This window comes from Christensenella tenuis (assembly GCF_014287795.1).
Classification (GTDB): Bacteria; Bacillota; Clostridia; order Christensenellales; family Christensenellaceae; genus Christensenella; species Christensenella tenuis.
This window is the reverse complement of the sequence record NZ_JACOON010000002.1, coordinates 164,161-189,839: the sequence shown is the minus strand read 5'-3', so window position 1 is coordinate 189,839 and position 25,679 is coordinate 164,161. Positions and strand designations below refer to the sequence as shown.

General features: G+C 45.9%; 21 protein-coding genes and 1 tRNA gene. 3 read left to right on the top strand and 19 right to left on the bottom strand.

Annotated features, from left to right (window positions below):
- The first annotated feature begins 204 nt into the window (after window positions 1-204).
- Window positions 205-1,587, top strand: coding sequence for a TrkH family potassium uptake protein (locus H8S18_RS04625; protein ID WP_186857131.1), 1,383 nt, complete (start codon window positions 205-207; stop codon window positions 1,585-1,587).
- Window positions 1,588-1,639: 52 nt separating this feature from the next.
- Here the strand turns inward: H8S18_RS04625 and H8S18_RS04620 are convergent.
- The 3 genes from H8S18_RS04620 to H8S18_RS04610 all read right to left on the bottom strand — a co-directional run bounded on the left by H8S18_RS04620 (window position 1,640) and on the right by H8S18_RS04610 (window position 4,360).
- A tRNA-Met gene (locus H8S18_RS04620) sits at window positions 1,640-1,716 on the bottom strand.
- Window positions 1,717-1,900: 184 nt separating this feature from the next.
- Window positions 1,901-3,481 carry an RNA-directed DNA polymerase gene (locus H8S18_RS04615; protein WP_186857130.1) on the bottom strand — a complete coding sequence of 527 codons (1,581 nt, stop codon included), beginning with the start codon at window positions 3,479-3,481 and terminating at the stop codon, window positions 1,901-1,903.
- A gap of 174 nt (window positions 3,482-3,655) precedes the next feature.
- Window positions 3,656-4,360, bottom strand: coding sequence for a hypothetical protein (locus tag H8S18_RS04610; protein ID WP_186857129.1), 705 nt, complete (start codon window positions 4,358-4,360; stop codon window positions 3,656-3,658).
- A 308-nt stretch (window positions 4,361-4,668) separates the two neighbouring features.
- Here H8S18_RS04610 and bsh point away from each other — a divergent pair, with 308 nt between their 5' ends.
- Window positions 4,669-5,646, top strand: a complete 978-nt coding sequence (bsh, locus tag H8S18_RS04605; protein WP_186857128.1) for a choloylglycine hydrolase — start codon at window positions 4,669-4,671, stop codon at window positions 5,644-5,646.
- A gap of 690 nt (window positions 5,647-6,336) precedes the next feature.
- On the opposite strand, the gene H8S18_RS04600 is transcribed toward bsh, so the two are convergent.
- The 5 genes from H8S18_RS04600 to H8S18_RS04580 form a co-directional block, all read right to left on the bottom strand.
- A complete protein-coding gene (locus H8S18_RS04600) occupies window positions 6,337-6,921 on the bottom strand; it encodes an HD domain-containing protein (RefSeq protein ID WP_186857127.1) in 585 nt (194 codons plus the stop codon).
- 481 nt (window positions 6,922-7,402) lie between these two features.
- On the bottom strand, window positions 7,403-8,260 hold the full coding sequence (locus tag H8S18_RS04595; protein WP_186857126.1) for a hypothetical protein: 858 nt from the start codon (window positions 8,258-8,260) through the stop codon (window positions 7,403-7,405).
- Between the two features lie 15 nt (window positions 8,261-8,275).
- Entirely contained in the window at window positions 8,276-9,781 is a 1,506-nt protein-coding gene (locus tag H8S18_RS04590; RefSeq protein WP_186857125.1) for a rhamnulokinase, read from the bottom strand.
- Between the two features lie 73 nt (window positions 9,782-9,854).
- The gene (locus H8S18_RS04585; protein ID WP_186857124.1) at window positions 9,855-11,120 is read right to left on the bottom strand and encodes an L-rhamnose isomerase; all 1,266 of its coding nucleotides are present in this window, start codon (window positions 11,118-11,120) and stop codon (window positions 9,855-9,857) included.
- Between the two features lie 409 nt (window positions 11,121-11,529).
- Entirely contained in the window at window positions 11,530-12,177 is a 648-nt protein-coding gene (locus tag H8S18_RS04580; protein ID WP_186857123.1) for a hypothetical protein, read from the bottom strand.
- Between the two features lie 200 nt (window positions 12,178-12,377).
- On the opposite strand from H8S18_RS04580, the gene H8S18_RS04575 reads away from it, so the two are divergent.
- A complete protein-coding gene (locus tag H8S18_RS04575) occupies window positions 12,378-13,262 on the top strand; it encodes an AraC family transcriptional regulator (RefSeq protein ID WP_186857122.1) in 885 nt (294 codons plus the stop codon).
- A gap of 289 nt (window positions 13,263-13,551) precedes the next feature.
- On the opposite strand, the gene H8S18_RS04570 is transcribed toward H8S18_RS04575, so the two are convergent.
- The 11 genes from H8S18_RS04570 to H8S18_RS04520 all read right to left on the bottom strand — a co-directional run bounded on the left by H8S18_RS04570 (window position 13,552) and on the right by H8S18_RS04520 (window position 25,653).
- Entirely contained in the window at window positions 13,552-14,973 is a 1,422-nt protein-coding gene (locus tag H8S18_RS04570) for a hypothetical protein (RefSeq protein WP_186857121.1), read from the bottom strand.
- A 268-nt stretch (window positions 14,974-15,241) separates the two neighbouring features.
- Complete coding sequence (locus H8S18_RS04565) at window positions 15,242-15,601, bottom strand: L-rhamnose mutarotase (protein WP_186857120.1); 360 nt, start codon at window positions 15,599-15,601, stop codon at window positions 15,242-15,244.
- 218 nt (window positions 15,602-15,819) lie between these two features.
- Complete coding sequence (locus tag H8S18_RS04560) at window positions 15,820-16,629, bottom strand: SGNH/GDSL hydrolase family protein (protein WP_186857119.1); 810 nt, start codon at window positions 16,627-16,629, stop codon at window positions 15,820-15,822.
- Between the two features lie 75 nt (window positions 16,630-16,704).
- Window positions 16,705-18,030 (bottom strand): hypothetical protein, encoded by a 1,326-nt coding sequence (locus H8S18_RS04555; protein WP_186857118.1) that lies wholly within the window; start codon window positions 18,028-18,030, stop codon window positions 16,705-16,707.
- 232 nt (window positions 18,031-18,262) lie between these two features.
- On the bottom strand, window positions 18,263-19,249 hold the full coding sequence (locus H8S18_RS04550) for an ABC transporter permease (protein WP_186857117.1): 987 nt from the start codon (window positions 19,247-19,249) through the stop codon (window positions 18,263-18,265).
- Window positions 19,246-20,739 (bottom strand): sugar ABC transporter ATP-binding protein, encoded by a 1,494-nt coding sequence (locus H8S18_RS04545; RefSeq protein WP_186857116.1) that lies wholly within the window; start codon window positions 20,737-20,739, stop codon window positions 19,246-19,248. The genes H8S18_RS04550 and H8S18_RS04545 overlap by 4 nt, the downstream gene beginning before the upstream one ends.
- 96 nt (window positions 20,740-20,835) lie before the next feature.
- The gene (locus H8S18_RS04540; RefSeq protein ID WP_186857115.1) at window positions 20,836-21,960 is read right to left on the bottom strand and encodes a sugar ABC transporter substrate-binding protein; all 1,125 of its coding nucleotides are present in this window, start codon (window positions 21,958-21,960) and stop codon (window positions 20,836-20,838) included.
- 554 nt (window positions 21,961-22,514) lie between these two features.
- Window positions 22,515-23,519 carry a LacI family DNA-binding transcriptional regulator gene (locus tag H8S18_RS04535; RefSeq protein WP_186857114.1) on the bottom strand — a complete coding sequence of 335 codons (1,005 nt, stop codon included), beginning with the start codon at window positions 23,517-23,519 and terminating at the stop codon, window positions 22,515-22,517.
- 159 nt (window positions 23,520-23,678) lie between these two features.
- A complete protein-coding gene (locus H8S18_RS04530; RefSeq protein WP_186857113.1) occupies window positions 23,679-24,497 on the bottom strand; it encodes an SDR family NAD(P)-dependent oxidoreductase in 819 nt (272 codons plus the stop codon).
- A gap of 131 nt (window positions 24,498-24,628) precedes the next feature.
- Entirely contained in the window at window positions 24,629-25,468 is an 840-nt protein-coding gene (locus tag H8S18_RS04525) for a sugar phosphate isomerase/epimerase family protein (protein WP_186857112.1), read from the bottom strand.
- Between the two features lie 29 nt (window positions 25,469-25,497).
- Window positions 25,498-25,653 (bottom strand): hypothetical protein, encoded by a 156-nt coding sequence (locus tag H8S18_RS04520; RefSeq protein WP_186857111.1) that lies wholly within the window; start codon window positions 25,651-25,653, stop codon window positions 25,498-25,500.
- Window positions 25,654-25,679 lie beyond the last annotated feature (26 nt).

Below are 25,679 nucleotides of genomic sequence, written 5' to 3'. Positions count from 1 at the left end.
ATTGGCCAGTGGGTATCAATTCAGAACGGCAGATACTTTCGCCTGCCTATTCTCAGAAAGGCTGCTGATATGGATTAGGGTTTCTTTGCAATACTTTTTCTAAAAATGGGCCGCATTCTGCAGATTTCATCTGAAATTTTTGTTAACGGTCCATAAACAGTGTATAGTATAAATAGGTATAACTATGATTGGGAGAAACTTTTTATGGCCCATATATTAAAAAAACGTGGGATTAGCCCAGCGCAAATCCTTGTGTTCGGTTTTGGAGGAATGATCCTGATTGGGGCTTTTTTACTATCCCTTCCCATTGCAACCGTGAGCGGCCAGCCATTGCGGTTTTTTGATGCACTTTTTACGGCAACCTCTGCCGTATGCGTTACCGGGTTAAGCGTATTCAATATTGGCGCGACACTTTCCCTTTTTGGCCAAATTACACTTTTGGTACTCATTCAGCTGGGCGGTATCGGCTTTATGACTATGACCTCCCTATTGTATATGATGATTGGCAGGCGTTTTACCCTGCGCGACCGTCTCATCATACAAAACTCCATGACTCAAAATTCACTCAATGATTCCCGCCTTCAGGGCGTTGTGCAGATGACACACGATATTATTGTTGTTACCGCCATAATCGAGCTCTGTATATTTTTTGCTTACTCCACCCGCTTTGTTCCACTGTTTGGTGTATCCCGCGGATTTTATTACAGCATTTTCCAGGCAGTTTCTTCTTTTTGCAATTCAGGTTTTGATGTTTTTGGCGTTGGCACCGGCTTACAGCCTTATCTTGGCGATCCTGTCGTTTACATTGCTACTATGAGCGCAATGGTGCTTGGCGGAATTGGTTTTTATGTTCTTCTAGACTTATATCAATGGTTACATAATAAACACCACCGTTTGCAGTTGCATACCAAGACTGTCCTGAGCGTCAGCTCTTTTCTGGTCGCCGCTGGTTTTGCGTTATTCCTGCTTTTTGAACATAATAATCCTTTGACGCTGGGTCAGGAAGATCTTTCCATACAAGATAAAGCTTCCTGGGCGTTGTTTCACTCCGTTTCTTCACGTACCGCCGGCTTTGCCGCTGTTCCGCAAAGCGACCTAACGCCCGCTTCCAAAATCCTGACCGTTATTTATATGTTTATTGGCGCATCCCCTTCGGGTACAGGCGGCGGAATTAAAACGACAACCGTGGCATTGATGCTTTTGTTCATTGTATCTATTATCCGCGGACGGGAAGATGTTGTAATCTTCAGCAGGCGCATCGATAAACCTGTTGTACTGCGTTCCGTTGCGATCGTCGCGCTGGGCGTTCTATTTGTATTTACCGCAATCATCATCGTTTCCCTGATTGAATATACAAGGCCGATTACGCTCTCTGATACGATATATGAGGTCGTATCCAGTTTTGGTACGGTGGGCATGACTTCTGCCGTTACCGCTAACTTTACTGATGCAAGCCGTGCCGTTTTTATGATCCTGATGTATGGCGGCAGAGTGGGAATTTTTACTTTCACGATGGCGCTTGCTGCACGCCTTGAAAACAGAAACACCAATATCCGCTATCCAAAAGACCGCATTATGATTGGTTAAACTTTAGAAAACAAAGAAGGCTTTTGGAATATTCCAAAAGCCTTTTTAATAATGGTTGCGGGGACAGGATTTGAACCTGCGACCTCCGGGTTATGAGCCCGACGAGCTACCAAACTGCTCTACCCCGCGACGTATTTTATGCTATTTATTTAAGACAGCTTAATTATTATATAACAGGTGGCAGAGGATGTCAAGGGAAAAGCGCGTTTTGTATCATGAAATCGCGTATATATTTATTATGTGCCAATAGTATAAAACTTTGGCGAGTCTATGTCGAGGGCAAGAGGAGGGAAGTATTTGAATTATTTTGATTTTATATCCCAGTAATCCATAAATCATTATTATAAAAGGAGAATCCATTCTCTTTAAGTCTATCATAAAATCTCGCATTTTTAGATATGGATGCTTTCCTTAAAAAATCTGCTCTCGGAATCAAATCATTATTATATAATTCATATAGTAGTATCCACGAACGTGCAGTATTTTTAAGCAAGTCTTTTTGCGCTGCTGATAAATCGAGTTCATGCAGCAATATTATTGAAGCTAAATCATTACCATTTTTTATAATATTAGAAATTTGAATATCAAAATCGTGCTTATCTAACTTTCCATGAGATATTAAAATAGTAATCAAATAAGTTAACCAAATGACTTCGAGATCATGAACATTAGATAGCCTCCGCTCCAAAGTCCGTTTTATAATGTCTACAAAAATTTGATCCACGACGACGCAGGAATCATTTTTTAGAGCCTCCCGTAAGATAAGGTTATATGCTTTAAGTGCCGCTCGATCATCGTTGTTAAGAATATCTAATAAATATGACGAAAATAAGTCAGATTCAATATTAGGGCGTTCAGACTCAATAACCTTCAACAAATATTTGATTGCTCCTTTTGTACCATTCTTTTCCAGAGTATAAAACTTATTAAATAAATCCATTATTTTCAAATTGTCAAGTTTATTATCAAAATATTTTGATATTATATTTCTGAAATTGTTTGTAATATAAAACGGATATTCTTCACGAATAGTTTTCTCTCCATTAATTGTAAAATAATAATTGTTAAAAATTTGTTGGATAATACTCGTTATTTTTTCAACATCTTTTTTATCGTAAATATAGAATTCAAAATCATCAACGTACCTACTGTAATTTATATTTAGTTTTTTTAAATCAATATCTATTTGAGTCAACAATCCTTCACAAAGGATTTTCGAAATAATAGGACCTGGTAAAAGTCCATTGGTTCTATTGCCATTCATTGCCCGCACCATACTATCGAATTTACTATAAACAAAATATTTTTCATCGATCAAAGGAGAATGTTTATCTCTACAGTATTCTTTATAATTTTCCGTTGCGACATCTTTTCCTAAAATAATTGCAGGAATCATATGTGTATAAAAGTTTGCATAACAATTTGATATATCTATTTTTAGTACTTCAATAGCACCTTTAGATTTATTTATTTTATTGATAATATTTTCTATATATTTTGGAGCAATTGACTCATCACCATCTCCATTATAAGCTTGGTCATGTGTAAATATATCTCCATTTTTATCCAATATTGGAGAAAAAGAATTCGAAAATTCTATTGTGAAATCAATTATTTCTTTAATTATATTATTACTAATAGCATAATTTATCAGTCTAACGTATGAGTACAGTTCAGGAATATAAATTTTACGTCTATCTAAAGAATTATTCAGTTTGCTCATGGAAAAAGAATGGGGTTCGATAACATCCCCTATTTGAGAAAAATCTTCTTGGAATATATCTATATCGTATGAGGAAGGAATAAGATTAAATGATGCTGGTAAATATTCTGAATAATAAGAATAATATTTTATTTGATGATATACAGCATTTATATCATAATCTGGCACCATTTTTTCTCCTATATATTATAACAGAATAAGTTACACTATCAATATTTAATTATAACTATACACCACTAATCAAAACATCTCAATATTTTCGATAAAAACAACAGGAACAATAACAAAACCCCGCCTAACATTTTGTTAAGCGGGGTTCTTGTCATATTGGCATTGCTTTTGTCACTATGCTTTGTGATGACGTTTCCTGTAAATTACTGTTGCGGCACAAGAGCTTCCTGCAACGATAGCAAGAATCGCAAGGAATGTAACGTCCATGCTACTATCACCGGTCTTGGGCGGTTTGGTTGTATCGCTTACAGTTGTTGTACCGGTAACGGTAGTTGATTGCGTTACCTGTTCTGAAAGCAGGGCAAACGGGCTAAGGCTATCTACATGGAACTGAATCCCTGCGTCAGTCAGCACCAATGGCGTAACCTCTACCATCTCGCCGTCAACACCATTCGGGAAATGGAACAGGCGGTAGGTGTTGTTGTCCTTTGTCATACCGTCGGGATATGGAATCAGTACATCGATACCCTCTGATGGGAAGTTGTCTTTTGTATATACTTCTCCTGTGACAGGATTCACCAGTTGAATATCATAGTAGGTTAGTTTTTGGTTTTCGTTGAGTGAAGGAATGCCAATAGCAGCCATCACTTTGCTTTGTGCGGCAGTCTGTTGTTCCTGCGGCAACGTATCAATTTGGACTTCTTCTGTTTCCTCTGATGAAAGCGGATAGCAAGCATATCCGTGCCAATCGGGAGTAGTAAATCCTGTTGCGTTTGGATAGTAGTATAAAGTTAAATCGGGGGAACAGTTGGCAAAAACGTATTCCCATGAATCATTGCTAACTGATGGAGCATTTCCGCTGAAAACTACTTTTTTCAAACTGGTACACCCCATAAAAGTAGTTTCGCCAAAACTTTTTAAACTAGCAGGAATTACAATTGTGTAAATCTTTCAAAATTACGTATTCTAGTGTCAGAGATACTCATATAATCATTCCAAGTATCTAGCTCCCCTGAATGTTTACAGGATTTTAAAATGGTTAATAAATAAAACGACAGTTCAAAAGTTTAAAGAGATAGAACTATGAAAAATATAGGTAAAATCAGCATAAATAATGGTACTTGATTATAAAGAAGGAGAATCGATAGTTGCTTTACAGAAATTAAATATATGAGGAGAGAATACAAATGTGTACAGCGATCACATATTACACAAAAGATCATTATTTTGGAAGAAATCTGGATTTGGAATTTTCTTATAATGAAACGGTAACGGTTACACCAAGATATTATCCATTTCATCTTCGCAATGGGAAAACACTCGATCATCATTATGCAATGATAGGAATGGCTTATATAGTTGATGGGTTTCCGCTTTACTATGATGCAACAAATGAAAAGGGCCTCAGCATGGCAGGACTAAATTTCCCAAACAATGCAGATTATAAAGAGGATAGGGATGGCTGCGATAATATTGCTCCTTTTGAATTTATTCCATGGATCCTCGGTCAATGTGCTAATGTGAATGAAGCAAGGATTCTTTTAGAACGGATCAACTTAGTAGATTTGAATTTTAATGAAGAACTGCCGCTTTCTCCACTACATTGGATGATTTCTGACAAGGGAAATTCTATTGTAGTGGAATCGATAAAGGATGGTTTGAAAATCTTCGAAAATCCTGTGGGAGTTATGACAAATAATCCTACGTTTGACTATCAAATGTTCAATCTCAATAATTATATGCATTTATCTAAAGAACCTCCTGCAAACACATTTGCTGCCAAATTGGAACTTAAACAATATAGCCGGGGTATGGGGGCGATAGGCCTCCCCGGAGATTTATCATCCGCTTCAAGATTCGTTAAAACAGCGTTTACAAAAATGAACTCGGTTTCCGGTGATTCGGAATCGGAAAGCATCAGCCAATTTTTTCACATTCTTGGCTCGGTAGAGCAGCAACGAGGCTGCGTACATCTTGGGGAAGATAAATATGAAATAACAATTTATTCTTCCTGCTGTAATATGGACAAGGGGATTTACTATTATACAACTTATGAAAACAGTCAGATCACAGCAGTTGATATGTATAGAGAAAATCTGGATGGAAATACTATAATAAGCTATTCACTTGTGAAGGAGCAGCAGATCAATTATCAGAATCGCTAATGCCTGCAAATTTTAGTTGTTTAGACTAAACGTATTTTAAAATCGTAAATATTTATAGTACGTAGATATTACGGAGCGACTGTAGATCAAAATTGCATTATTAAAGGCAATGCCAAAACCCCGCCTAACATTTCGCTAAGCGGGGTTCTTGTCATATTGGTATTGCTTTTGTCACTATGCTTTGTGATGACGTTTCCTGTAAATTACTGTTGCAGCCCCGCAACGATAGCAAGAACCGCAAGAAATGTAATGTCCATACTATCGTCACCAATCTTGGGCGGTTTGGTTATATCGTTTACCGTTGTTGTATCAGTAACGGTAGTTGATTGCGCTACCTGTTCTGAAAGCAGGGCAAACGGGCTAAGGCTATCTGCATGGAACTGAATCCCTGTGCGTCAGTTAGCACCAATGGCGTAACCTCTACCATCTCACCATCAACACCATTCGGGAAATGGAACAGGCGGTAGGTGTTGTTGTCTTTTGTCATACCGCATACATATTTCAATCCCAAAAACGGAAAATGGTACCGTGGAGGCAATGGCGGGGTGATCCGCGTAATGAATAAATCATGGGAAGAAATTCAACAGGAAATGGAGAGAACCGGCTGGCAGCCGTTATTATAAATTTTATGTACAACGATTAAAATTTTGTTTTAGTCAATACAAGCGGCGGAAAGTTTTCCCGGATGGCTCAATCGGCAAAATAGGTCGCGTACATATCGGCGATCGCAAGAGCGGGAGCAAGCGGATATTTTTCAAACGCTTTTGACTGCGTTATCCCGCCAATATAACTGCGGGCGGCATCATCATAGCCGCTCATATGCCAGCGAATCGCAATCGCCTCCTCTTCCGTGAGATCAATATGCTTCATCAGCAGGTAAACAGACTTCTCTCCGTGACCAATGGGAAGCTCGTCTTCAATCATATAGACCTCTTTTTCCGTCCACTCGCGTTTTCCTGGCGTCTTGACGTTTTTGATTCCCTTTATATACATATTTGTCTTGCAAACGTCATGCAAAAGCCCAGCAATAATCAGGGAATCTTCACGTTCACATTTGATATTCTTATTGAAATTTACAAGCAGTTTGTATACATTCATACTATGGTTCAGCAGGCCGCCTTCATATGCCCCGTGCTTGGACGTGCTGGCAGGCGCGGAATAAAAATCCGTCCCGTCAAGCCATGCAAGTAAATTTTCTATTCCCTCCCGTTTGGTAGATAACAGGAGTCCCCCGAACTCATTTTTCAATTCAACGATTTGTTGCTGCGCACCCATAGAATCCCCTTCCGTTTTTTCTTTTATTATATGCCATCCAATCAATAAAGCGCAATATAAAGACATCTTTTCCCGGCTGAGCTGGCAAGAGAAGAAAAGGATAGGAGGGAGTGGACCATTCCGTGGTTTGAACTCTGTTTCCGGCGTGCAGCGAACATATTTTGTGCCGTTTTGGCTGAAAGGTGTATGTATGGGTTTAGATCAAAGTGGTACAGTGCGCCAGAAGCGCTCTTCCCTTTTACAGTTTATGCTTTGCGTCCATATCAAAACGGCAAGGCGCCACAATTTATCCGATAACGCGCTTGCCGTTTTGTTTCTGAAAATAATGATAGAACCCCGGACATGGGGCCTTTAATACTTTACAGGCTCCATGGATATTATTCCGTTTTCATTCCAGTACCTGCTTTTGTTCAGGAGGTTATGGAATTTTCGGCAGTCTATTTTTCTTCCTGCAATGCCGTGTTTTCCCGCCCTTCTATTTTCATGAGTTTTCATCACGAAATACGATTTTCGACAGCATCAGGTTGGCAAACATAGGCTTTCGATCAAGAGTTACTACTTCACTGAACAGGAATCCAATCATACTGTCCTCACCCAAGGGTACCCGGCGGTCAAGTAAGGTGTTTACACCGGCACAGCCGAAAACGATTGTATCATCTGTATTTGCGAATCGGTCGGCTGTTTTCTGCGCATCTTTTCGTGAAACGTACCGGATCTGAATTTTTTCCGTATCAAGCGCCGCGTTTGCAAAAAGCCTGCCATCTTTTTCTGTAAAGTGCACATTTTTTCCATTATCTTCCGAAAGTGTCAGTTGTTCGTAGCAAATTTTCCCATCCGTATATATTTGGGCCTTCTCCCGGAACCATTCGTCGGCACGCATTCCGTCAATTTTGCCTACATACCTTTGTTCGCATTCAATATCCGCATATCCGATTTTCTCATGCACGTTGCACGACTGGACGACAGAAGGCTGCCCCACAAGCATAACCGCGACATCCCCATCCCCGGGAAGAACCCTTGGCCCGTGCGTATCCGTATGCGCTGCAGTGCCGCCGGCACAGCCAATCCCGGGGAATAATCCCGAAAATTTTTGAATAAACGTTTCGTTTCCCTTGTTCTCCCGGAACAGGATGACCGCATTGCTCACTCCTGCGCCTTGGGCGCCTGCATATTGCCCAAGGCGTTCCAGTACCTCGTCATATGTTCCGGCAAACACCTCGCCCAGAATTTTTTTTTCGTTTCCCAAAGGATAGCACTCACTCGCGGTAAGTCCAAAAGTCTGGCCGTCATCTTCAACCGCTTCTCCCGGTGAAAAAAAACGAAATGTCCATTTTTTCATGATAAAACCTCCGCCTTATGATATTTGTTCCAGCCCACAAATCTTCTGGAAATCTTCATAGGCCCGCGCCCATTCTTGTTTGCTCCCCTCATCGGCATCGAACACCTCGAAGTCGTTTGAGTTTCTCACGATATTCCGTATCTCGCCAAGGGAGTTCAGCTCTCCACAGCCATAAGCCTGAAGCAGGAGGTTCCCCGTACCGGTTGCCTCCGTCGGTCCGGTGATTACCTTGAACCCAAGCGCATTTGCGGAAAATTGATTTAAGAGCGCGTTCTTGGTACCGCCGCCGATGATATGCAGGACGCTCACATTTTTTCCTGTAGCTTTTTTCAGCAAATCCACGACATAACGGTATTTTAAAGCCAGGCTTTCGTACACGATACGTGCCACCGTACCTACGTCGTTTGTATCTACGCCCGTTTGTCCGGTTTTCTCCAAATATTCACGGATGGCGGCAATATTGTCGTGTGGCGCAAAAAACAAATCGTCATCCGGCTCAATAAACGCGGCGAACGGTTTCGCCTTCATGGCGCGTTCCACAATTTCCGGATAGTCAAGATCCGGCATTGTACGGTTCCATGCTTTCTTGCACTGCTGGATAATCCATAGACCCATCACGTTTTTCAGGAAAAGATTTTTGCCCAGGCTGCCGCCGGAATTTGAAATATTGAGTTGGAAGCTCATATCATTGATTACCGGGGCATCCGTCTCCAGTCCGACCATGCACCACGTTCCCGAGCTGATATAGGCCCAGTCGCTTCCCTCCGCCGGAATGGAGGTTGCGGCGCTTGCCGTATCATGCACCGCAGGAACGACAATTTTTACATCCGGGCTGAGTCCCACCTCCTCGGCGAGCGCGGGATCAATTGTGCCGAGCACATCGCCCGCAAAAATAATCTTGGTCTTAAGCTTTTCCGGGAAACCAAAGCCTTTGAAAATTTCGTCCGACCAATTTTTTCCATAGGCATCCAGCATCTGCGACGTGGAAGCAACCGTGAATTCCGCTCCCTTTTTCCCGCTTAGCAAGTAGTGCAGGATATCCCCGATAAACAACATGTCTTCCGCATCGTCAAAGCGCCCCGGCGTATCCCGTACGACAGAGATCATTTGATTCAATGTATTAATATTGAGAAACTGGATGCCTGTAATATCATAGACCTTCTTTTTTCCCAGCGTTTCCTCTATCACTTCGCTTGTCCCGCCTGTACGGCTGTCCCGATACTGGTAAGGCATTTCCAAAAGCGTGCCGTCCTTGGCCAAAAATCCATAATCACAGCCCCACGTATCTATTCCAATGCTCTCCAGTTCGTTTCCATATTTTGCAACATAGTTCCGCATCCCGCGGATTATTTCTTCATAAAACCGATATACATTCCACCGCAGCGAATGGTGCACAAACATGCTCTGCGTAGGGAACCTGTGGATTTCCTCCATAGTGAGCCGCCCGTCTTCAATGCTTCCTACAATTGCCCGTCCGCTTTCCGCGCCAAAATCGAATGCCAAATGCCGTTTGATTTTCATATTCTCCCTCCAGCTTTTTCAGTGTATAGCAAACGGCCCCGGGCGAAATCACCCGGGGCCGCCCGTTCCTATTTTAGTCTCTTCCCAACAAAACGTCTTTTTCATACTGCTTTACTTCGCCGAACCAATCCATGCCGACCGGAACGCCGTTCTTTTCGCAGTAGTAATCCCACACGGCGTTGACGGGCATATTCTTCATTTCCTCTACCAATGCCAGACGGAACGTCGTATCTCCTTTTCTCTCCGCATCCAGAAGCAGCTTCTGCGGCTCAAGCAATGCGGACAGCAACGCTTTCTGCGTCGCACGCGTCCCGATGACCCATGCCGCAATGCGGTTGATGCTTGCATCAAAGAAGTCCAGTGCAATATAAACCCTGTCCAGCGCATTCGCGCGGACAATCTCCTGCATCAGCGCCATTGTCTCGTCGTTCTGGAGTACAACGTGGTCGCTGTCCCAGCGGACCGGGCGGCTCGTGTGCAACAGCATCTTATCGAGGAACTGGAGAACTGCTGATACTTTATCCGCGACGCTTTCCGTCGGATGGAAATGCCCGAGGTCGCACGTCAGAAGAATATCGCGGGAAACCGCATATCCGAGCGCAAGCTCGCCGGAGCCTACCGTAAAGCTCTCAAGACCGATCCCGAACAGCTTGCTCTCGATCGCGTCCAGAACATAATCCTTGGAAATGTCTTTGGAACGAATTTCGTCCAGGCTCTTGATGAAGAGCGCCCTTCTGTCATACCGGTCTACCGGCGCATCCTTGCTGCCGTCCACCATCCAGTGATTCAGCACACACGGAGCTCCTTGGCGCTTTCCCATTTCAGCCGCAATATCGCGGCAGCGGATCCCATGCTCTACCCAGAATTTCCGAATATCTTCATCATAGCTTGCCAGCGTATAGCCTGCATCCGCTTTGGGGTGTGAGAACATGGACGTGTTAAAGTCCAGATTGATGCCCTGCTCCTTTGCCCACTGCATCCAGTTTTCAAAATATTTTACTTCCACTTCATCACGGTCAACGAATTTGCCGTCTGTCTCCAAATAGAATTCGTGCAGATTCGCACGCTTCTTTCCGGGGATGAGCGAAAACGCTTTCTCATAGTCCGCACGAAGCTCTTCTGCGTTGCGCGCACGGCCCGGATAATTCCCCGTCGTCAGGATGCCGCCCGAAAGCTCCTGCCCGCTTCCCTCGAAGCCGATTACGTCGTCTCCCTGCCAGCAATGCATGGAGATTTCTACCTCGTCCATAGCTTTCATTGCAGCATCCGTATCTACTCCAAATTCCGCAAACCGTTCTTTCGCCGCTTCATATTGGCTCATTATACTTTCCTTTTTCATTTTCCCATATCCTTTCTATTATTTCTTCCAACAATTCCTGTCAGAAACTCCCCGATATCGGGTATTAAACCGTTTTAACGCCTCTTTGGAAAAACCGCTTTCCCACTGCGCCACTTCTGACCTTTCACCATGAGTCCCATCTACTTTACATGCAATTCTATCTTCTTTTCTGGATTCTTCTGGATTGGATTCTGATTCTATTATACCTTTGCCGGCACAGGTTTCAATAAAGATAATTGCGAAAAAACTTCATATTATTGTCGGCATATGAACCACAAGCTTGTTTTCCGCAAATATTCCGTTCTCTACGACAATTTCTCTTCTTTATTCACAGCATAAAATCCTGGATTCCAAAATAATTTTTAAATATCTTGCCACATCCTCCGGCGCAGAAGCCGCACGGATATCTTCATTTGATAAAACTTTGCCTGAACGCCTCATTTTTTCGCGTTGCCTGGAACAGGAAGCCAATTGCCACGGGAGTCACAACCGCATGCGCCACACCAAACAGCGCATCATAAACAATCACCGCATCCAGCGAGATCATCGACGTAAGTTTATGGTAAATAAACCAGCCGGCGAGGAACGCCGAAACCAGCAGGGAAATCCATGAAATCATAGCCGCAGCTTTCCGGTTCTCTGCATTCCACTGGCAGAGCACTGCGATAAGCGCCGCCACAAGAAGCAGGCTGGGAATATATTCTGATGAATAGATCAGCCCCTTTTGGAAAGTCATCACCGCCAGGTTAAAAGCGTTTGCAAAAAATTGCGTTGCAAAATGGTACGCCAGCAGGATTGTCCCCCACATAAATACACGGGACACTACCGCTTTTTTCTTTACGTTTGAAAGCGCGGCGACCGCAATGCCTGCCAAACAGATGACCCCAAATCCGCCATACGCATACAGGGTGTAAATAACCTGCCCGGCCGAAACTTCCTCTCCACGGGTCGCCTCGCCAACATAGAGGCCATACGTGATAAAAAAGAACGCGCAGGCCAATAAAAGCAAAACTGCAAGAACGATCCCTGGTTTTTGTTTTTTTGTTGTCGTATCCATTCAGATTATCCTCTCATGAAAACGTTTTAGTAAATTTTTATAATACCAAACTTCCGGTAAAATCTTTCGAATCAATAAATTTCATTTTGTTGTAGGAAAATACATGTTTTTTGTTTATTCTTTTATTATATATGATAAAATAAAAGAAGCAATAGAAAAGGTTGTCTATTTTTATAAATATCTTGTGGAGTAATATCATTATGGAAACATTGACCAGGGAATTTACAACAGATTTGACGGAAGATTCCACCTGGATTTTCAATACGCCGGGAGAGCTCACAAAGTCATTCCTCCTGTATGTGCAGGAGCTTGGATACTTTAAAGCATCCTCGAATTATTATACCAGCCAGGAAAATATATCTTCCTATCTTATTATGCTTACGCTTTCCGGGCAGGGAACATATGCCATAGGCGGAAAGACCTATGAATTGAAGGCAGGCGACCTTGTTTTTGTCGATTCCATGGAACCGCATACGCACCGTACAAGCAAGCATTCCAAGGAAAACTGGAACATTCTTTGGGCACAGTTCAACGGGATCACCGCGCGCGGTTATTATTCCCAATTTAAAACCCGCGATATCCCCGTCCTTGACGCCTCGAAAAATCCCAAAATACAGCTCCTGATGGAAAAACTTCTCTCCGCAAATAAATCCAAGAGCATTGGCGCGGAGTTTCTCTCTTCCCGTATTCTGGTGGAACTCCTGACGGAAATCCTCTTTACTGCCGGCGCAGTCGTTTCGCCTAAGATCAATATGCCGCAGTTTATCCAGACGGCGCTTGCCGATATCGACGCGCATTTTCCCGAAAACCTGAGTCTCGAGTATTTTTCGGATAAATTGCGGTTGAGCAAATATCATTTTGCAAAAGAATTTAAAAAATATACCGGCTATTCCCCGGTGGAATACATTATCAATACCCGCATTAACCACGCGAAGGAATATTTGCAGTATTCCGACCTCACCATTACCGATATTTCGGAAGCAGTCGGATTTAACAATACCTGTCATTTCATTAACATGTTTAAGCAAAAGGTGGGGATCACTCCGCTAAAATTCCGCAAGCAGTATCAGAACGTTTCCAAATAGGACGCTGCCCTGTATACAAAACGCGCCCCGCACGGCAGCGGGGCGCGTTTGAGTTTTCAAAAAAGTCTCGCCGCTGCGCGGCTGGACACTTTTTCGAGTTTGCGGCGATTTTATTGCGCGCAAAACGCGCGGTCATAAAAGCGCCATAGGAGCGGACCTGCGGGCGCGCATGTCGCCCTTGTCCGCAAATTAACAGCTTATGATCATCCGTAATAAAATTTATTGATAATCTGAAATGCACCCCGCACAGCAGCGGGGCGCGTTTCGGTTTGCTTTTCTCTTAGTTTTCTTAAATACGGACGCAGGCGAAGCCCATTGCCTCTGCAAATACTTCCACTTCCTGAGAAATATCCCCGATACCGAGCGAATTATGATGCTGCGGCCCTTCCTGACACCACTCGTTGACAAACTGCGGGATCGGCTTGGAGATCTTCAGCCGTCCGTTCGGGTTGCCGACGTGGAGGATATCTCCGTCTACGACCTCTCCGACCGTATAGATCAGCTTGAACGTATCGACATCCGGATCACTCTGCGTCATATTGACCAGCGTGACCGGCCCTTTCTTCAGGTTAAAGTCTACGCCGAGGCCGCGGCCCGTCTTCCCGTGCTGGATATCCAGATGCTGAAGCACCGGTTTTCCTTCGGATACGTTGAAGTTGACCGGGCCGTCATGGCTGATGAGAATAAAATCGTTGTCGTAATCGATCGTATTGAACTCAAGGAACATGCCGCCCGCGCCGACGAGGTCCATAAACTTCATGGCCATTGCCGTCTTGACATCGCCTTCCGTTACGCCCGGGCGTCCCATGGAAGCAAGGCGGGAGCCGGCGATGGTCGACTGTGCACGCAGATGCGTGTAGAGATCGGAAACGCCCCACCAATAATATCCGTAACCGCTGATATCATATTTCTGTTTGATGATCTTGTCGTACACCACGGCGATTTTTGCGGATTCATACATGTGCTCGTCTGTTACATTGTCCTCTACCGCGTAGAAATCCCGGAACTGCGCGTTCATGTTTTTGATCTCGTCTTCCGTTACTTTATTATATTCCACTTCAAATTCTTCGACCTCCGGGCGCACAAACATTTTGCCCGTCGCCGCGAGCAGCTTATGGTCGTCGCCGGGCATATCCGTCATGTTTGTATAAGGAGCGCCAATAATTGCGAAATTCAGTTTTTTGAATTCGCGCGCGGCGGCCGCACCGATCGCGTCCCGCTTGATCTCCGTCCAGAAGCGTTCGTCTTTAAGCGGTCCTGTGATCACCTTGAATTTGCGGCGCATCCGCACGAGGATATTCGCATATTCCGGTACGCAGCAAATACCGCTGTGATGCAGGAAGTCACTTGTAGACGCGGTCTTGAGATCGTAGGTGGAATCCTCATGCGTGACGAGGAGCCGCACCGGTATCTCTGGGCGAAGCGCCCGAACCGCAGGCACGATGATCATACCCGTTGTATAGCCGAAAGGCAGGATATAAAGAATATCGATCCCCTCTTCTACAAAGCGCTTTCCGGCTTCTTCCGCACGCTCCGGCGTATCTACAAATTTTTCCAGAACGACTTCTCCTACCTGTTCAAACCGCTTCATATAGCGTTCCAGCATTTTCGCCCCGATATCGAGAAATTCAGGGAACTGCGGCCAATAGGCTTTCAGTCCTGTGTACATCACACCGATCTTCGGCGTTACCTTTGGTTCCAATTTTGCCATGATTCATTTCCTCCGATTATTTGAATAATACATGCCGCTGCGTATTTTCCTCACATGCAGCCGCAAACTTTTTTTACAAAATATTTATATTTATTAATAGGGTTTCGAATATTCTTGGGTTCTAAAACCATGATATTATGTATTTTTTCGCATGTCAAACAAATATATTCGAAAAGATTTGATTGTAAAATTATACAGCAATATTGTTATGTTTTTTGATTTCCATTGCACAATTTAGCGATAAAAGCATGCCAAGAAATTAGAATTGTTACTCCATAAAAAAAATCGGCTCGGCACAGACCTCCATCACGGGAACGCCATCTTCCTGTACAAGGAATCCGTCCATATAGCTTTGCCAGCGCTGTCCCGCCTCACTCCTCGTGATGATATCCAGCGTCTTTTGATAGTCTTCCGCTTCAAAATAGGCATACAACGCCGTGCCGATCATGAAGATACTATAATTTTTGATCCCCGCCTCTTTGTGGATCCGCCACGTTTCCCGGCATAGTTCGAGCTCTTCCGGCGACGCGTTCCTGTCCGCTTCCCGGTTCATCAACAGGACATGCCTCCTGACATATTCTTTTTCGCCGCCCGGCTTTACCTGCATTTTCATAAACACTCTCTGCATTGCAATATCCTCCCTTTTTTCTTTCCAATATAGGGTGGTCTTCCCTGGAATACAAGCAAATAACTTGTCGAAAAATATCATATTTTTGCATGGAAAAAGGCGCCTTAAGCTCTCAGCCAAAAAGCGCCTTTTTCATTGGATGGATGAGCAGTATCGCGCAGGCCGGGCCTGCGACGCTCAAATCCAAAACCTATATTTTTATGGATCTTGGCGACGCGCTACTTCAGCAGTTTCGCCATTTCAGGGAACACCTTTCGGATCAGTATCCCATGCCCCTTTGGGTTCAGGTGCAGCCCGTCTTCGATCGTGATATCCGCTGGGTCATACTTTTCATATTCCGCACGCATATCGACGAGTACCGCGCCGTTTTTCCGCGCGGTCTCAATGATCACATCGTCATACTCCTTCTGCACATCCTTGCGGTAGAGTATCTCCCACCCGGCAAGGGCGGGTTTCATCTTTTCCATACAGAACGGCGGCAGTGTGATGACGATCACCGCACAGCCCATTTTTCCGAGCTTTTCAACAAGGTAGGCATAGTCCCGCGCGAAATGCTCAACGGGCGTATGCGTATACTGATATTCGTCGTCTGTGATGCGCATATCGTTCGTACCGATCATCATAACCGCGATATTCGGCGCAAAATCATTGATGCCCGGATAAAACGCCGTAAAGAGATCGCTCACTTTCAGCCCGGCAATCGAAAAATCCTTGATAGAAATATTTTCATAGGGCGCAAGGAGCCGCTGCATAATGCAACGGTGACTCATACGGTAGCTTGTGATGGAATCGCCAAGATAAGCGATACGGAATTCTTTTTCCGTATTTACCTCGGGCGTGCCGTATTCGTGCAGCACCGCTTCCATATTTTCCCGATTACATTTCTCAAAGCCTTCCAGTACGCCGTCTATCTGATCCAGAGGAATATCATAGATACAGGACATTTTCACCTTGTCATCATCCCGGAGCCCGATATCCGTGTAAGCTTTATGCAGATTGAAGCTTAAATTGAATTCACTTTCAAACATGGTTCCATCCTCACGCTTTCCGCTTCCAACGCAAAAACAGACAACGCCGCCGCCAGACGGCCTTTCAGGCCTGCGTCAGATGCCTACTGTGTCTTTGACCATCTTTACCCATTCGGGAATACGTCCGATATCCCCGGCAACGTCGTAAACGTCGCGCACAATAAACTCGACCGGCTGGTTTTTCGTACAATTCCACGTACGCCCGATATCCTGCCGCATACCGTCCCAATTACGGTCCGCTCCGCTGATGTAGGCCGGATTCGGTTTCCGGCAATATACATAATCTTTTCCCAGCGCTTCTGCGACGCTCTCAAAATTGTTCCAACCCGATACCGAAACCGTACGAAGCTTCGGGATCGCCTTTTTGATATATTCAATGCGGTCGTCCACCGGTTCGCAGCAGCCATAAGTCACAAGGCCGAACATATTCGCAAATTCCGCTAAATAGGGCAGGAACAGTTCGTTAAACATATCGGGCGAATACAGATTCGTTTCCTGCGACTCGACCCATGTCCAGCAATTTTTCGGAACAGGCTCCGCACCGCTTTCCACGCCGGGCAGCTCGGATACATAGCCATAGCCGGACGGCCCCGCAAACTGGTTGTCCGTATTGAGCGCCATAATTTTTTCATCCTGAAGCCACTGCACGAAGCGCCGGCGGTCTTCCATCAGGAAGTCCATCAGCTGTTTCAGAGCCTCCGGATGGTCGTAGGGCCAGAACATCAGATTGTCGTTGCCCACGAGCTTAAAGAGGTCCATCGTGATGACAGGCGCATTGTTCCCGCAAAACGGATTGAACCCAAGATCCGGGAAAAAATTGTCATAATTTCCTACGCGTACGGGCAGGATATCTCCGAATATTTCCTCCAGAGTCTGCTTGAATCCAAGCGTGCGCTCCCGGTCCACATAAAATGTGCGCGGACGCAGCTTTTCAAGGTCTTCCGGCGTTCCAATTGGGAAATTGGACATATAGCCCATAGAATCTTCCGCATGATGCTCAACGATTTTCACTCCGTAATCCGAACGGATCACGCGCCACGCAAGCTGGAAATAATTCTCCAGCACGATATCATCCTGTACAAATTCATATTGCTTAATCGCTTGCAGGAACGTTTTCTCTACATTCCGAAGGTAAGGATTTTCACATTCAAATTCTTCATCACGAAGAAATCCCGTCACAGAAAATGTCTCGAATAAAATCATCGGGCGTTCGGGCTTTAAATCCCGCAGAGCAGTCCACTGGCGTTTCTTCGCCTTCATGTCGCCGCTTTGCGCAATTTCGGAATAGCGTGCCGCCAATTTCCTTAAACGGCCGATTTCCTTTTGCGTAGGTTCGATTGCAATCCTGCCTACGTCTTCTACGGTTTGCTGGTTAGTATAGATTTGATATTTTTCTGCCATCGCGCGTTCCCCCCGCTTATCTTCGCCCGAAAGAAAGCATCAGAACTTTCCGCCGTTTAAAACCGGTTCCCCATTTCGGGCAAAATATTAAATTGCATTTAAAATATATCTTTTTTATTATTCTGTAAGGCGCCTCTCCCCGCGGCGCTTTGCAGAAACGACAGGGGGCGTTTTGCCGCCCCCCGCCAATCTGATTTGATTTTTGATTTTGATCTGATTTGCTTGACTGGGTTTACTGTTTCTTGAGCGCCCCGCTGCGGATAACGTCGATCAAGACCGCAAGGATCAGGATCGAACCTGTAACAACCCACTGCACATACTGGTTGACCCCCATTACCTGCAGACCGTTGGCGATGATGGACAGGATCAAAATACCAAGCAAGGTCCCCACCATGGATCCCTTGCCGCCCGAGAGCGAAAGGCCACCCAAAACGATAGCCGCGATGACGTCCATTTCCGTACCTGCACCGGAAGACGGCAGCGCCGCGCCGACCTGCGCCGAGAGCAGCATGCCTGCAAAGCCCGCGCACAAGCCGCTGATCAGGTAGCAAATAAATTTAATTTTATTCGAATTGATACCTGAAAGACGGCTGGCCGTCTCGTTTCCGCCGACCATGTAGACCTGACGTCCAAACCGCGTATACTTGAGCAGGAAGAACGCAAGGAAGAAGAAACCAAACGCAATCAGTACAGAAACCGGAACCACGCCTCCGATGTAGCCGCGTCCCATGAAAATGAGGCTCTTATCCGCCACCTGAATTGTTACATCCGTAAACAACCAAGCAATACCACGGAAAATCTGCATGGTAGCGATGGTCGTGATGATCGGGTTAATCTTCAGGTAAGCAATCAGTACGCCATTGATCGCGCCAAAGCCAAGCCCAATGCCGAGCGCAAGCAAGATTACCAGCCAAACCGGCGCGCCCATGGAAACGGATACCGTCGCGCATACAACGCCCGCAATCGCGCCCGTCGCATTCTGGGAAAGGTCCATGCCGCCGGTAATCATGGCGATCGTCGCACCGGACGCCCGGATAAGCGTAATCGCCGAAGCCAGCAAGATGTTCATTAAATTGTCAAACGATGAGAAGAAGGGAGACGCGATGCCAAGCACCACCCACAGGGCAACGATAGCAATGATCAGGCTGAGGTTATTGCCCATGCTCCCCATTCTTTCTTTCATTGATTTTTTCTGCACAGCAGCCTCATTCGTCTTCATTGTTCTCCTCCTACCGCAATCTGTAAAATTTGCTTTTGCGTGAAATCTTTGCGATCAAATTCGCCTTTGATTTCGCCTTCCTTGAAGATCAGTATCCGGTCCGCGATGCCCACCGTTTCAGGCAACTCGCTCGAAATCATGATGACCGCAATTCCCTCCTGGCACAATTCTTCCAAAAGCTTATAGATTTCCACCTTCGCGCCCACGTCAATTCCACGCGTCGGTTCATTGACAATCAACACTTTCGGACTGGCCGCCAACCACTTCGCCAGAACGACTTTCTGCTGGTTGCCGCCCGAAAGGGAATCTACCGGAACGTCCGGCGACGGGGTTTTGATCCGGAGCTTTTTGATCCAATCGTCGATCAGCTCCGTTTCCTTCTTTTTATCGATGATTGCGCCAAGCTGGTCGAGCACCGTGACGGACGTATTGGCACGCACGGTCTGGATCAGGATCAAGCCTTCATCTTTCCGGCTGGCCGGCACATATGCAAGGCCGTACTTTTTCGCTTCGATCATGTTTTTGATCGTAACCTGCTTCCCCTCTATGTAGATCTCTCCGGCCGTCATTTCCTTCTTGCCGAGAATACCCTCCACAGCTTCCGTACGCCCGGAACCGAGCAAACCGAACAAGCCGAGGATTTCACCCTTACGAACCTTGAAACTGACGTCATGCGCAATCTCGCAGTCGAGATGCTTCACTTCGAGAACCGTTTCGCCGATCTGCGCCTCTTCCTTGGGATACATATCCGAAAGTTCGCGGCCTACCATCAGCTCAACGAGTTCTTCTTCGGTAGTATCCTTAGTATTCAGATAACCTACGCGTTTTCCATCGCGCATAACCTGTATTTTGTCTGTCACCGCAAACACTTCATCCAGCTTATGAGAGATATATAAGATCGATACTCCCTTTGAGGCCAAATCCTTGATAAATGCGTAAAGCTGTTCAATCTCCGTTTCAGAAAGAGCCGAAGTCGGCTCGTCCATCACGAGCACTTTGACGTCCTTGGAAACCGCACGCAGGATTTCAATCATCTGCTTTTCCGCAACCGTCAAAGTCCCTACCTTGGTGAACGGATCGTATGGCAGATCAAATTTATTGAGAAGCTCCTGCGCCTGTTTTCTCAGTTTTTTAAAATCAACCGTCTTAAAAGCGCCTTTTACAGGCAATTCGCCCATGAAAAGGTTTTCAGCTATCGTCATCTCATCCAAATAGTTCAGTTCCTGGTATATGATTGCAATTCCCAGATCGAGGCGTTCCCGGGCATTTTTTTCCGGCGGGACCAGTTCCCCGTCCAAATAAATTTCGCCATGGTCGTTTAAAAGCGCGCCGGAAAGTATTTTCATCATAGTGGACTTGCCGGCGCCATTTTCGCCGATCACCGCTAGGACCTCCCCTGCCTTCACTTCCAGATCAACACCATCGAGCGCGAGCACGCCGGGGAATTGCTTTGTGATACCCTTCATCTGAAGCCTGTATTCGCTACCCATAGTTTCTCCCCTAATTTCTTCAGAATTTTCCGATTAAAAAGGGCCGCCGCATAAACGCAGCGGCCCTTTCCCTTTACTCTCTACGCAGTGAACCTGTTATTTGATGGTCCAAGCTGCCTTGTAATCTTCATATGCCTGCGCATAGTCCGCGATCATGTCGGGTGAAACGAATACGTGATCAACCGTGATCTTCGTATCGGGATCCGTGTTTTTCCCGGAAGCGATGTCCATTGCCAGCGGAACGATGTATTCGCCGTACCGTTCAGGATAGTATGCAACGGAACCGGTGTAGCCTTCATACAGTTCTCCGGAGAGAGCCGCGTCGATGTAAACCTGGCTTACGTTGTGGGAAGCGAATACGCAGTCTTCCTCACGTCCGAGTGTTTCAGCACCCGCCAGAGCGCCCGTCGTCGTTTCGTCGTTAACCGCGACCACGCCTACGCTGTGCGCATCCGGATGAGCCGTCAGCCACGCCGTCATTTTATCACGGCCAGCGATTGTCGTCTCAGATCCGCCGCCGCCCAGTTCGATCCATTCGATCTGGTCTTCCGCTACTTCAATGCCCTTATTCTTCAGACCATCGATTGCGCCAGCCATTCTCTTTTTCACTTCGTCGCCGTTTTCAGAATTGTGGAACAGTACGAGGTAATCCAGTTTGCCGTCTTTGTTTGCATTGACATAGTCGCCGATCGCTTCACCGCACAGCTCGCCTGCCATCTGGTTATTGGCGCCCATGAACCACGATTTGTCACCGCTTGCGGAAACATATTCCACATCGATGCCGATCACGCCCTTGCCGCCTTTTTCCTTCACGACGTCAACGATATTGCCGCCAACCTGAGCGTTTACGTTAAAGTCAACGATGACGTTCGCGCCCTGCTGAAGCAAGGATTCCACCTTCGGGATGATCTGCTGCGGATCGAATTCGGATACTGCATACAGGACTTCCACACCCTTTTCCGCCGCAACGTTCTTGATGCTGTTGTTTACGTCGTTGTGGAACTGGTTTGATTCCGTGCCGGCATTCAGGCCGATCACGCACTCGCTCGCTTCCGCAGCCGGTTCCGAAGCTTCTGTGGAAGCCTCTGTCGATGCCTCCGTGGACGCCTCTGTCGACGCTTCAGCCGGGGCCGAAGACTCTGCCGGAGCAGGCGTGGAGCATGCCGCAAACATGAACAATGCGACCAACACTACCGCTACTACTACTGTGATTTTCTTCATTTCTTTTCCTCCCAGTTTTATTATTTGCGTCTATTTTTTCTTTGCCGGACCGGAAACGGCCGGCAAACTGTTAAATCGTTTTAATGAAGTTAACATCAATTAAAACGTTCTAGTATCGTTGATAATAAGCCAATTTTCGTTCTCTTTTCACTTGTGCCTTTTGAATCACTACGCCAATGATGAATTGAACTTAAATGCCTGTATTAAATGCAGTCCACCCTTTTTGCAAACCGCCTTTTGACTACTCCGTATTTTCTTTTCAGTGTTGATAAAATACTATCATTTTGTTGAGCAATATGTTTCTTTAACGTTAAACCTATTTTATTCCAAAAGGAGCCTTTTGTCAACTACTTATTTTTATTCTCTCTGTTTATAATGATTGATCCACCCTCGGGACTTTTGCTCCCTTTATGTTTTCTAAACTATAAATCATAAACACCGCACTTGTCAATGCTATTTTTTCACAAAGGCTTAAAAATTATAATTTTGCCACAAGATTCTGAAATTTTATACGCTTTTTTTGCAAGAATAAAGCAGATATTCCAAAAAATAACTTATGTAGAATGGCGCAATACGAGGTCGGGACGCAAAATAATGTTCTGGCGCCCTTCAAATTTGCCTTGGATTCGGTCGAGAAGGATCTCTGTTCCCATCTTGCCAATCTTATACTTCGGCTGGCGCACCGTCGTAAGCGGGACGCGCAAATAGGCCGCATATTCAATATCGTCATACCCCGCCACGCGGATATCCTCCGGTATTCGAAGACCCGCCTCTATAATCGCTTCCATTGCGCCGATCGCAATGACGTCACAGCCGCAGAATACAGCATCGATCTGCTGGCTGGACGCAAGGATCCTGTTCATAGCGGCATACCCGTCCTCCACCGTGGGTTTAGCGCCGTAGAGCAGGTGTTCATCAAGGGGAATACCATTTTCTTCAAGGGCTTTCCGGTACCCGACCATTCTGTCGGAATAGGATGTGATTTTCTCATAAATATTAATGAAATAAATCTTCTTCGAACCGGTTTTAATTAAATAATCCACCATCTGGAAACTGCCGTTCGTATTATCATTGATCACATAATCGCTCTCATCTGTTTCGCTCTTTCGAATCACAAAAACATAAGGAATCCCAAAGGAATCCAGGAACCCCCTGTGTTCTTCCCCATTGAGCATAGAGGCAGCGAAGATCAGCCCGTCCACACGCTTGTTGGCAAGAATACGAACCGCCTCGCGTTCCTTATCCACGTTTGAATAGGCATTACACAAAATAATATTGTATCCATATTCCGCTGCAGATTTTTCAACCCCTTCAATCACAGGGGTAAAAAAAGAAAAGGAACTGTCGGATACAATAAGCCCCAGTGTTTTTGTCGTATTCGTCCGCAGGCTTTTCGCCACGGAATTCGGCAAATAATTCATTCGTTTTGCCGTTTCCTGTACGCGGAGCACCGTATCTTTCCCGATGCCGCCCTCCCCACGCAGCGCCTTGGACACCGCGGTAATGGAAAGCCCCAGCTCTTCGGCTATATTTTTTAATGTCACTACTTTTTTCGGCACTTACAGCTCCTTAAACGGGCAATTTCAGTTCTGACGGGCGGCCCGGTTTATTTCAATTAAAATTGTACTAAAATAAACCTGTTTCGTCAATATCATACAGAACAAACCGGGCCGCCCGCCCCCACAATATCCTTTAACTTCCGGTTAGCCGGAGACTGTCTACCGCCGTTCTGTTTCCCCTTCCTCCGGATACTTTGCCGTATCCCATTCCGCGCATCCAAGATAGCCGCCGTCTACAATAAGAGACGTCGCCGTCACGCCCGCGGAATCTTCGCAGGAGAAAAACAGGCAGGACTTTGCCACATCCTCCGGGTAGAGCTGTCTTCCAAGCGGAACGCGGCGCAGCCGGTTTTTATAATGTGCATCCGGATCTTTTTCCGCATTCAAATGGGTACGCAGCATGGGCGTCTCTGTGATGCCCGGGCAGACGCAATTGCAGCGAATCCCATAACGCGCATAATCAAGGCCGATAGACTTGGAAAGATTGAGCACCGCCCCTTTTGACGTCGTATAGACAGGCGTGCAATCCTGCCCTACAAAACTCGAGATAGAACCCAGGTTGACCACATAGCTATGCTCATGCTCTTTCAAATAAGGAAACGCATACTTGAAGGAGAGGAAGATGGAACGCACGTTGAGGTCCATGACCCAATCCCAATCCTCTATTGTATATTCGTGCAGCATTTTTACATCCACGATACCCGCATTGTTCACGAGGATATCAATGGTTCCATACCGTTTCACCGTCTCTTCAATGGAGGCTTTGATGTCTTCCTCCCTTGTAACGTCACAACGGAAAAAGAAAGCCTCTCCCCCCGCATCTTTGATTTCCCGCGCAATTTTTTCCCCCTCGGAAACCGTGCGGCCAATCATCGCGACTTTTGCGCCTTCCGCGGCGTAAAGGCGCGCAATTCCTTCGCCGATTCCTTTATTGGCGCCGCTGACCCACGCAACTTTATTTTCAAGTTTACCCGCCATAGTCAAAATCCTCCCTTTCATGATGTTCCGCCCTTGCGCGCCTTCCGTTTTTCTGCCTGAAAAACGCTGCATCAGGGCGCTTTCTTTTTCCTGCCGTTTTTCCACGCCAAGGATTCCGTTTCTTCTGCTTTTTACTTCATGGCCGCTTCCATAATTTTCCGCAATTGGATCCCTTCGGATATATTATCCACCCGATTGGCATTCTGCCATTCCATCCAAATATATTCTACGCCAATAAAGCCCTCGTAACCCACCTCCTGCATCACTTCCACAATGCGCGGATAGTCGATCGTATTTTCCTGTATCACTGCTTGCAGCACGCCTTTTGCCGCACCTCTGGCATGGAAATGAGAGGCATATTTAATTAATGGTTCTACCTCACTGTCGGGAATTCCCTCGATGGCAAAATGGGTATAGTCGAGGGTGAGCGTGAGGCCCGGCACTTCGCGCACCAGACGCTCCGCCCGTTTGGGTGTGTCCGCCACCGCGCCGGTATGTGCTTCCGTGCCAAAAACAAGACCCGCTTCCTTCGCACGCTCCACGCGCCATGCAAGCTCTTCTTTCGCACGTACAAAGGAGGTCTCATAGTCTTCGTCCGCGAAATGGACGCCCGGCAGGCAAGTAACGTGTTTACTGCCGCATGCGTTTGCATATTCCAGAGTTTTCAAAAACCATTCGCGTACGCCCTTGCGGATTTCCTTATCCGGATGGTTGATCGCCCGGGGTTCAAAGTCCACATCGCTTTGTAAAAATACATCTGCGACCACAATGCCCGCATCGTCCGTTTTCTGTTTCAACGCCCGTCCGTTTCCGGCGGCATCGTCAAATATCGCGGATGGCTGAAGATGCCCGCGGTTTTCAAAAAGCCCGATATCAATTCCGTCAAAGCCGAGGAGTCCGATAAGTTTGATTACCTTATCATGCCCAAGCAGCGGGAAAGTAAAATCCGCACTTGCAAACTTGTATTTCAACTAGACCACTCCTTTCAAAACACTTCTCCCTATTTGTCGTTTTTTTCCGCCTCTTCCCTGCATTTGCTGCACTTCCAGCCACAGTACTCTGCCGGGCAGAAACAAACTCCATCGTCAAAGGACAGTTTCAGCCCGCAGACCGGGCACACTGTTTCCGTACATTTTGGATTTTTTTGGATTGCCATAAAAAATTTCTTCCCTTCCAATCCGG